General features: G+C 64.6%; 8 protein-coding genes. 6 read left to right on the forward strand and 2 right to left on the reverse strand.

Annotated features, from left to right (window positions below):
* Positions 1 to 103: 103 nt before the first annotated feature.
* The gene (locus tag HMPREF1137_RS03540) at positions 104 to 1,546 is read right to left on the reverse strand and encodes a L,D-transpeptidase family protein (protein WP_007589025.1); all 1,443 of its coding nucleotides are present in this window, start codon (positions 1,544 to 1,546) and stop codon (positions 104 to 106) included.
* A gap of 206 nt (positions 1,547 to 1,752) precedes the next feature.
* On the opposite strand from HMPREF1137_RS03540, the gene HMPREF1137_RS03545 reads away from it, so the two are divergent.
* The 5 genes from HMPREF1137_RS03545 (at position 1,753) to HMPREF1137_RS03565 (ending at position 6,999) form a co-directional block, all read left to right on the forward strand.
* Complete coding sequence (locus HMPREF1137_RS03545) at positions 1,753 to 3,075, forward strand: AMP-binding protein (RefSeq protein ID WP_007589027.1); 1,323 nt, start codon at positions 1,753 to 1,755, stop codon at positions 3,073 to 3,075.
* Positions 3,076 to 3,118: 43 nt separating this feature from the next.
* Positions 3,119 to 4,012 carry a 1,4-dihydroxy-2-naphthoate polyprenyltransferase gene (locus HMPREF1137_RS03550; RefSeq protein ID WP_007589030.1) on the forward strand — a complete coding sequence of 298 codons (894 nt, stop codon included), beginning with the start codon at positions 3,119 to 3,121 and terminating at the stop codon, positions 4,010 to 4,012.
* Positions 4,013 to 4,205: 193 nt separating this feature from the next.
* A complete protein-coding gene (locus HMPREF1137_RS03555) occupies positions 4,206 to 5,804 on the forward strand; it encodes an alpha/beta hydrolase (protein ID WP_007589026.1) in 1,599 nt (532 codons plus the stop codon).
* Positions 5,805 to 5,881: 77 nt separating this feature from the next.
* Positions 5,882 to 6,379, forward strand: a complete 498-nt coding sequence (locus tag HMPREF1137_RS03560) for a DUF4853 domain-containing protein (protein ID WP_007589020.1) — start codon at positions 5,882 to 5,884, stop codon at positions 6,377 to 6,379.
* Positions 6,380 to 6,531: 152 nt separating this feature from the next.
* Positions 6,532 to 6,999 carry a DUF4853 domain-containing protein gene (locus HMPREF1137_RS03565; RefSeq protein ID WP_007589031.1) on the forward strand — a complete coding sequence of 156 codons (468 nt, stop codon included), beginning with the start codon at positions 6,532 to 6,534 and terminating at the stop codon, positions 6,997 to 6,999.
* Positions 7,000 to 7,104: 105 nt separating this feature from the next.
* Here the strand turns inward: HMPREF1137_RS03565 and HMPREF1137_RS03570 are convergent, their stop codons facing one another.
* On the reverse strand, positions 7,105 to 8,538 hold the full coding sequence (locus tag HMPREF1137_RS03570) for an MFS transporter (RefSeq protein ID WP_007589029.1): 1,434 nt from the start codon (positions 8,536 to 8,538) through the stop codon (positions 7,105 to 7,107).
* A gap of 185 nt (positions 8,539 to 8,723) precedes the next feature.
* Between HMPREF1137_RS03570 and HMPREF1137_RS03575 the strand changes: the two genes are divergently transcribed.
* Positions 8,724 to 9,414: ribokinase (locus HMPREF1137_RS03575; protein ID WP_007589023.1), on the forward strand; the 691-nt coding region annotated here is incomplete at its 3' end.

Consider the following 9,414-nt stretch of genomic DNA (forward strand, 5'->3'; position numbering starts at 1 on the left):
GGAACCTCTCGGTTCCGGCCCGCCCTCGGTGCTCAGTGGTTGTCGGCGCTGCACGACAGGTGTCGGCGCTGCGCGACAGGTGATCAGCAGCGCGCGACGCGCGTCAGTAGTGTACGACCACCGTGTCGCCCATGTCGGTCCAGTCGTAGATGAACTTCGCCGCGTCGACGGGCATGTTCACGCAGCCGTGGGAGCCTCCGTAGCCGCTCCAGCCGAAGGAGGAGCGCCAGGGGGCGCCGTGCATCGCGTACCCACCGCTGAAGTAGGTGACCCACGGGACGCCTTCGGTCTCATACTTGGTGCCGTCGGCGTTCTCGCCGCGCATGGTCTGCACGTCGTACTTGAGGTACACGTGGAAGGTGCCGACGATGGTGGGCGTCTCGGGAGCGCCGGGAACCATGTAGAAGGGGCCGCCGGCGACCTTGCCGCCGATGTAGGCGGTGACGGAGTTGTCGGAGAGGTTAATGTCGACCCACTTCTCGCCTTCGGCTGCCTGGTAGACCAGGTTTTCGGTGCCTTCGGCGACCTGCTTGGTCTCGGAGCCGGGCTCGACGTCGTCGTAGTGGAACAGGCCCTCGTACGCCTTGCCGTCGGTCATGGCGGCGACGACGTCCTTGGTGATCTGCTCGGTGTTGTTGGTCTTGAGGCCCTTCTTGCCTTCGCGGGCGACGGTCAGGACGTTGCCCGCGGAGTCGACGTTGTCGACGCGGTTCTCGGGCTTGACGTCGGTCTTTGCGGCCAGCGCGTTGACCCAGTCGGCGACCTTGACGGAGTTGATGGACGGGTCCTCGAGGCTGCCGTCATCCTTGGTGAGGAATTCGACCCACTTGACCTTGTCGGAGCGCTCGGCGGCAAAGGTGTCGATGCCGTCGGAGATTTCGATGCTCGTCTCCAGGAGGGCGTTGGCCTTCTCGGCGACGGCCTGCGCGTTCTCGGTGGTGATGGAGGGTTGCATCTCACTCACGCTCACGTCCTGGGTGACGGAGGTGAGGGTGGCGCCCGCCTGCTTGACGGCGGAGGCGACGTCCTCTGTGGACACGCCGTTTCCGTTCTGCGCGGGGGTGAAGGTGAAGGATTCGCCGTCCTCGGCAACAACGACCGCAGCGTCCTTCATTTCCGAGGTGAGGGTCGAGTTCGCGGTCGCGGCGAGCTTCTTGATGGACTCTTCACTGACGGTGACGACGGGCTCGATATCGCGCTCGGAGAAGAGGGCGCTGACGAACGCGGGAAGGGATGTGGAGCCCTTCATGGCGGCGTCGGCGGTCTCGTCAGCTTCGACCGTGATACCTGCTTCGTTGAGCGAGGCCTCGGTGGTCTTGCCTTCGACGGTGAGCGTGACGGTCGCGGCGTCGGCACGCTCGTTGACGGCGGAGATCACCTGGTCGCGGGTCATGCCCGCGACGGACGTGCCGGCGACGGTCGTGCCCGGCAGGGCGCGTCCGGAGTAGTTGGCGGCGTAGACGACGCCGGCGCAGACGACGAGGAGGACGAGGGCGCTCACGACGCCAATCGCCCATCTGGTTTTCAAGGATAGTTTTTTGAGCATCGTTCCCTATCGTATAACCTCATGCATGCCCACGCGGAAATTCCGTTGAATTTTCAGCTGCGTTATCTGCCACAAGGAATTGCGCGCAATCTAGCCATTTCAACCGACAAACGTGATTTTTGCCGCGAGGCCCCCTGCTACCTGCGAGAACGCAAGAGCTTATCCTGGTTGTATATGCGTTCGCCGTCGACTTTGGGAGGCTCATCATGGCTGCGCCGCGACTTCTTGTTGTGCCGGGAGGCACCGCTATTGGCGCTGTCGCCCTGGCGAATGCGTCGATTCATAAGCTCGTGGAGCTCTACGAGGAGCGCCAGGCGGATCCGAATCATCCGGCGCCGCACACGGTCGTGATCCTGCGCGCCCCGGAGGATGTGCCCCCGGCGACGCTGCGCGGCTCTGCGGTGACCCCCGAGGAGGCTTTCCCTCAGGACCGCTACCCCGGCCTCGCCGAGGCAATCAACGCGGACCCGAATTTCTTCGACGGCATTGACCTGGTCGTCCCGACGTCGGGGTCGAGCGCGGGAAGCCCCCGCCTCGTCGGCCTGTCGATCGAGGCCCTCATGGCCTCGGCGAAGACCACCGAGCTCGCCCTGGAGGGCCCGGGCCGTTGGATTCTGGCGATGCCGGCGCACCACATCGCGGGCGCGATGATCCTGCTGCGCGCGGCGGTCGCGGAGACGAACCCGCAGATCGTTGACACCTCCGAGGGCTTCGACCCGCGCGCGCTCCTACCTGCGATTCAGGGCGCCACGCAGGATGAGATGCCCGGCTACCTGTCGCTCGTGCCCACCCAGCTCGCCCAGTGCCTCGACGCTGGCGAGGAGGTCGTGGGGCCGATGCGCTCGCTGGCGGCGATCCTCGTGGGCGGGGCGGCGACGAACCAGCAGCTGCTCGCCCGCGCCACCGAGGCGGGCCTGAAGGTGCGCCTCACCTACGGCATGACGGAGACGGCGGGCGGCTGCGTGTACGACGGCAAGCCCCTGCCGGGCACGTCGGTGCGCGCGGTGGATTGGGATGGGCGCACGCGCCTGGCGATCCACGGCCCGACGCTCATGACGCGCTACCTGGACGCGGAGAGCCCCTTCTTCGACGAGGGTGGCCATCGTTGGCTGCTCACCGGGGACCTGGGCATTATCCGGGCTTCGGGGACGGTGGAGGTGCGTGGTCGCGCGGACGACGTGATCGTCTCGGGTGGCTTGTCGATCGCGCCGGGTCCGGTGCGCCGCGCGGTGCGTTCCTTCGAGGGCGTGTCGGATGCGTGGATCATGGCGACCCCGGATGAGAAGTGGGGCCACGTGGTGACCGCGCTGGTGGTCCCCGAGCAGGTGCCGTCGGATTCGTTGGAGATGGCGGAGCTCGGCTCTGCGATCCGCGAGCATGCGGCGGCGCACATTGGGCGCGCGCAGGCTCCTCGCCGGATTGTGGCCGTCGAGTCCCTCCCCTACCTGGGCTTCGATAAGATCGACCGCGCCGCCGCCGCGCAGGCTGCGGCCGAGGCCTCGGGCACCGAGCGGGAGTGGGTGCGCTAATCCGTTTCCCGGACCCGCGCCCGCTCCAACTACACTGGTGGGCATGGCTTCCGTTTCTGACTGGATTGAAGGCGCTCGCCTGCGCACCCTCCCTGCCGCCGCCGCGCCCGTGATCGTGGGTTCTGCCGCCGCGCACTACCTGGGGGGCTTCAGCGCGGCGCGCGCGTCCCTGGCGCTTCTGGTCGCGCTGGCGCTGCAGGTGGGAGTCAATTACGCGAACGATTATTCGGATGGCATTCGCGGGACGGACGACAATCGCAAGGGGCCTGCTCGCCTGACGGGCGGCGGCCTCGCCAAGCCGAAGACGGTCTTCGCGGCAGCGCTGGGGTCGTTCGCGCTGGCCGGGGTCGCGGGCCTCGCGCTGGTCGCGATTTCTGGCACGTGGTGGCTGATCGCTGCGGGCGCCGCGGCGGTTGTGGCCGCGTGGTTCTACACGGGCGGCAAGCATCCCTACGCGTACATGGGCATCGGCCTGTCCGAGCTCATGGTCTTCGTGTTCTTCGGTCTACTGGCGTGCGTGGGTACGACGTGGACACAGGTGCAGTCGGCTCCGTGGTGGCTGTGGATGAGCGCCTCGGCGCTGGGCCTGCTGTCGGTGGCGCTGCTGATGGCCAATAACATTCGTGACATTCCGACGGACCGCGAGTCCGGCAAGATGACGGCGGCCGTGCGCCTGGGCGACCGGGCGTCGCGCTGGGTGTTTGCGGCGTGCGCGTGGCTTCCGGTCGCGATGATCGTGGCCCTCGGCGCTGCGGTCGGTTTGCATCCGCTGACGACGTGCGCGCTGGGCGTGGGCACGGCCGCCTGGGCGGTTGGTGTGAGCCTGCCGGTCCTTACCGGCGCCTCGGGCCGCGAGCTCATCGCGGTGCTACGCAACACCGGTTTTTTCACGCTCTCCTGGAGTATCCTCGCGGCCCTTGCCCTCGTAATTTCCTAGGTTTTCATTGACGAGGCCGGGGCTCCTTGCGCTCGCAGGGTCTCCTCGGGTGATGAAAAACGACCATCTGTCAGATAGGATGACTGACAGCACTACTCACCGTTTCAGCGGAGGCCACGATGAGCAATGATTCCTACACGCCGGGCGCGCACGCCCCGACGGGCACGGACGCCCTGGGTTCGGTGATGAAGCCGTGAACTGGACAGACATTCAGCAATGGGAATCCGCGCCGCTGCAGACGTACGCAGCGGAGTGTGATAGCAATCAACGCAAGCTGCAGTCCGTTGGCGAAGCCCTTGCATCACCATTGAATAGCCTCACCGGTTCGGGCCAAACGGTCAAGGCAGCCAAGGCCGCACTGCGCAAGCAGATTACGGCTATCGAGAAGGAAGTCAACTTCCTCATCAGCTCAGCCGAGATCGCCTCTGAGGGCGCTCAGGGCATCAACGAAGTTCGCGCGAACGCAGACGACGCAAAGCAGCTGGCACAGTCCTGGAATATGACTATTGACTCGAGTGGGAACGTGTCAATAGACGCAGCGCAGGTGAAGAGGCTCAAAAAGGCGGGGAAGAATATCCTCGATATCAAGTACATGGTCGACACCGCACAGAAGCGTGTCAACACTGCCCTCACGCAGGCACAGAAACTCGTCGATTCTCTCTCACAGAAGCTAGCCTCCCTTGAGGCAGGTACTTTCGATAACCACGTACACTACTCCACGACGATCAAGAGTCGCCCCACCTTACCTCCCGCCGGAGCCTCTGCACAGGAAAACGCGTCTTGGTGGAATTCCCTGTCCGACGATGACAAGCAGTGGATGATTAACCAGCACCCAGACATCATCGGCAACCTTGAGGGCGTCGACTACACGTCGCGCAACCAGGCGAACCGGATCATGCTGCCACGGCTCCAGAAGCAAGCAAAGGAAGAGCTGGACGCGTTCGTCGCGAAGATGAACCCCCACATGAGCGGCCCGGAATTTGAAGAATTCATGCGCCTATCAGCTCGTGTCAAGGCTCTTGATGAAATTGACAAGACCCTCAAGCGGGACTCCGACGGCGTTCCTCGCTTCCTGATGCAGCTTGACGCGAGCGGACCGAATATCCTCGCGGCCGTCTCGCAGAATAATCCGGATGACGCCGATCATATCGGTGTCATCGTTCCCGGCATGACGACGAGCGTCGCAGGCTCTATCCAGGAGTACGACGGTCACGCCAAAGTCATGCGCGAAGCGGCAGAAAAGGCAGCAGGCCCCGGACAAAAAGTCGCGATGGTCGAGTTCTTCGGATACGACGCGCCTCCCGGTGTCCTCGAAGCGTCAAATACCGACATGGCTCAGGCGGGTGCCAAGAAGCTCTCCGGCTTCCTGACCGGCATTGACGCGGCGCGCGAGCACGGGGCAGGCGACGCCCATATCACTGTCGCCGCCCACTCTTACGGCTCAACCACCGCGGGTATAGCTGCAACACTGGTCGGAGACGGCGTCATCGACGATCTCGTCCAATTCGGTTCGCCCGGCTCAGGCGTTCAGGACGTGGCCGAGTTCCACGTCCCCGAAGGACACACGTACGTCAGTGCAGCCCCATATCTGGAGGACGTTGTGCAGGGCTTGGGTCCAGATGACTCGTTCGGCAAGAACCCGACCAAAATGCCAGGCTATAAGCACCTCTCCGGAAAGACCGTTCCAACTTCTTTGATGCCTCTTTTTGATAAACACAGCTCCTACTTCAGAAAAGACACCCAGGCGAACCGTGACATTGCCAGTGTCATTGGAGGCAAACCAAACGTATGAGGAAGCTCTTCTCGGCCCTTCTCGCACTCGCATCAACCATCGCATGCGCCGCGTGCGCACCTTTTTTTGGAGGATCCATGAACCCGCTTAGCCCCCAGGTTAAATCCGTCGAGGCCTTCCAGCGTGACCTCGAGCCCGCCATCATCGCCGCGCGCAACGAGCTCGTCACCGCCGAGAACTTCATGGCATACAAGAACAGCTACTCGATCGACACTTATGACAAAGATGGCAAGACCATCTGCTCGTTCCATTCGCGCATGTTCTTCTTCACCGAGCTGGACACCGACCTCATCCGCGATACTTACAACAAGCGCTTGCTGCCCCTCGGATTCGAGCTCTCCGAAGATCGCTGGACCTCCGGCGGAGTTGAGATCGTTGACTACGTGTGGACTAACGAGGAATACCACGCCGCGGTCTCCGCGACGACACGACTGGGCGAGCAAACCTCCACCTACTACTACACACAGGACACTCCAACGGACGGGTCCACTGGCAACCCGCCGCAGATGATCGACCAGCCCGGACGCATCCCCGACTGGTTCGACCCCAACCTCCCACCCGCAGGACAGGGATGACACAAGGAACAGCAGCACGCCAGGGAGCGCGACCACTCGCGCTCCTCACCTGCGCCCTCCTGGCGCTGTGCACGGCTGCGTGCGCACCGTTTTTCCCCGTGACTGTAGGGCGGCAATCATGGGCAGATGAGGCGCTTCAAAAGGCCGGGCGGATGGAGTCAATCGAGGCCGTCGGCCGCGACATTGAACCCACCCTCATCCAGGTGCGCAACGAACTCATCAACGAGAGTAACTTCAGCCAACGCCAAAGCTGGGACTTTATCTCCAGCCAGCCGGTACGCGACACGCAACTCTATACACTCACGTCCCCTACGATTTTGTTTGTCGAGAACGATGCGCACAAAGTGCAGGCCGTCGTCAAATCCCATCTGGCACCCCTCGGATTCACAATACGGGCAACAGAAAAGAAAACAGTAGAGGACGGAAATGAAACACGGATTGTTGCGGAGAATCCAACCTATGGGGTCACCGTCAACGTATACGTCCGCGAATCCACGCGCGCGTCCTTCGGCTACGAGACACAACCACTGAAATCTGACGGCTCGACACAGGACCCCATGCAAGTCGCCGATATTCCCGACCGTAGACCCGACTGGATGGTCCTCACTCCCCCCAAATAAGACACCCCTGCGACCCACAAAGCCCCTCACCGTCCTCGCCTGAACCCTCCTACCGCTCACGGCGGCGCGGAGCGCGGCCTTGTGCGCCGCAGGTGAGCGAACGGGTCAGCGCCCGCGGTGGTACAGGTATTCGTGCACCCAGTCCCCGGCGATGCCGGTCGCAGCGGCGAGGACGCAGACGAGGGCGATGGCCCGGAAGGCACCCGATGCGAGCATCGGCGTGAACACGCCGATACCGATCGCGGCGCTGCCCTGCATTGCGAGGTCGTTCATGGCGACGGCGCGCCCGTTCTGCCCCGGAGCAACGGTTGCGAAGACCGTGTCGTAGATGGGCGTAAACAGGGCGCCGAAGCCCGCGTAGATGAAGCACATGGCGGCCGTGATAACCCACGGCCCCATGCTCATGCACAGCGCGATGAGGACGGTACCCGCGAGGATGAGGCTGACGCACGCACGCACGGTCCGCCCGCGCCCGATGCGGGACATGATCGCACCCGAGGTCATGGCGGTGGCCAGGGCGACGCAGTAGGCGGGCAGCAGGCGCACGGACACCTGCGCGGGGGTGAGCCCGTAGTTGGCGGCACCAATGCCGTTCATGAGGGGCGCGACCGTGAAGTTCATGCAGTAGACGATCAGGATGAGGCTGATCGAGCGCGCCCACGGAACGTTCGTGAAGAAGGAACGCGTGATGAAGGGGGCGCGCGCACGCCCGATGTAGCGCCAGAAGAGAACGCCGCCGAGGGCGAGGCCGGCGATGAGCCACCAGCGCGGGTTCGCAGCGACCAGGGTGAGCAGCAGGGCCAGCGAGGAGAAGATCGCGAGGCCGACGACGTCGACGCGCCCGGCGCGGGCGCGCGCGGGGACTCGGCGCCCCATGATGGGCAGGAATGCGAGGCCGACAAGGGGAATGAGGAGGAGGAGCGCCCAGTTGATGTCGGCGAGGATTCCGCCGGACAGCATGCCGATCGCAGTGCCCCCCTGGAAGGCGGCGCACATGAGGCCGACGTAGAGTCCTCGTTTCTTCGGGTCACGGATGGCGGTGGCCAGGATCATGTACGCAGAGGCGGCGGCCTGGTATCCCAGTGTCTGGAGGGCACGAGCGATGATGACACCAACCAGGGACGAGGAGAAAGCGAAGCCGAGCAGGGAACCGGCAACGATCAGCGCGATCCCTACGTCGACGATGCGACGCAGCGGAATGAAATCTCCGAGGGTTCCGTACAGGAAGCAGGCGACGCCGAGGACGATTCCCGGGATCGCGGTGATGAGGCCAGAGGCGTCCCCAGCCCCGATGTCCTGGGCGACGCGCAGGTAGACGAGGTTGAATCCCTGCAGGGAGACGGTGCCGAGCGCGTAGATGCCGAGGAGCGGGAGAAGGACCCGCGCGGGGCCGTCGGCCAGTTCACCGTCGGTCGCGATGGTGCGCACGTTGACCGCGGGGGCCGAGGCAGCCCCGCGGATCACCTGTGAGGGTACAGTGTTGACGCGGCAGGTGGGGCCTGCCGCGCGTGATGAGATGAAGAACCGAAGCGTGCGCACGGCGATTAGTTCACCACAAATCAAAGATTTAGCAGTATTGCAGGAAACTAGCATCCAAATAAAGCAACGCTTAACCAGCGACATCGCCTGCAGCCCACCGAACACCCCGTCAACAAGGTGTCGAAGCGCACATCATCAGCCGCGCGACGTGGCACAATGGAGCAACCACTCGCAAAGGAGCCCTCATGGAACGCGTCATCGTCGTCGGTTCTATCAACCAGGACGTCACGGTCACGGTCGACCGCTTCCCCCACCCCGGCGAAACACTCTCCGGCTCGTCCCTGACCTACAGCCTGGGCGGCAAGGGCGCGAACCAGGCCGCCGCCGCCGCACACTCGGGCGTCGCCGTCGCATTCGTGGGCGCCGTCGGCTCCGACCCCTCGGGCCAGCGCCTGCGCTCCGACCTGGCCTCCCACGGGGTCGATGTGACGCACCTGCGCGAGGTCGAGGGCCCTTCCGGGACCGCCCTCATCACCGTCGCCGCCTCCGGGGAGAACACGATCATCCTGGACGCCGGCGCTAACGCCACCGTAACGGTCGAGCCAGCCAAGGCCTCGTTGTTCCCCTCCCCCGCCGACATCGTCGTCCTGCAGGCAGAGATCCCCGCCGAGGCGAACGCCACCGCCCTCGCGTGGGCCCACTCCTTCGGCGCGCGCGTCCTGCTCAACCTGGCTCCCGCACGCCCCACCGACGCCGCATTCATGGCCCGCGTCGACATCCTCGTCGTCAACGAAACGGAGGCAGGCTTGACGCTCGGCATGCCCGCCCCCGCCAGCCCCACGGAGGCGATCGGCGTCGCGCGGGCGCTGCGAGGCCTCGGCCCCAAGCACGTCATGGTCACCCTGGGGGCGGACGGCGCGGCGTGGGCGTCGGGCA

It is taken from the genome of Actinomyces sp. ICM39 (assembly GCF_000282935.1).
GTDB lineage: Bacteria > Actinomycetota > Actinomycetes > Actinomycetales > Actinomycetaceae > Pauljensenia > Pauljensenia odontolytica_B.

Bases quoted from the DNA above. Each gene is read 5' to 3' on its own strand.
- HMPREF1137_RS03540 (WP_007589025.1), bottom strand. From the start codon at position 1,546: ATGCTCAAAAAACTATCCTTGAAAACCAGATGGGCGATTGGCGTCGTG.
- HMPREF1137_RS03545 (WP_007589027.1), top strand. From the start codon at position 1,753: ATGGCTGCGCCGCGACTTCTTGTTGTGCCGGGAGGCACCGCTATTGGC.
- HMPREF1137_RS03550 (WP_007589030.1), top strand. From the start codon at position 3,119: ATGGCTTCCGTTTCTGACTGGATTGAAGGCGCTCGCCTGCGCACCCTC.
- HMPREF1137_RS03560 (WP_007589020.1), top strand. From the start codon at position 5,882: ATGAACCCGCTTAGCCCCCAGGTTAAATCCGTCGAGGCCTTCCAGCGT.
- HMPREF1137_RS03565 (WP_007589031.1), top strand. From the start codon at position 6,532: ATGGAGTCAATCGAGGCCGTCGGCCGCGACATTGAACCCACCCTCATC.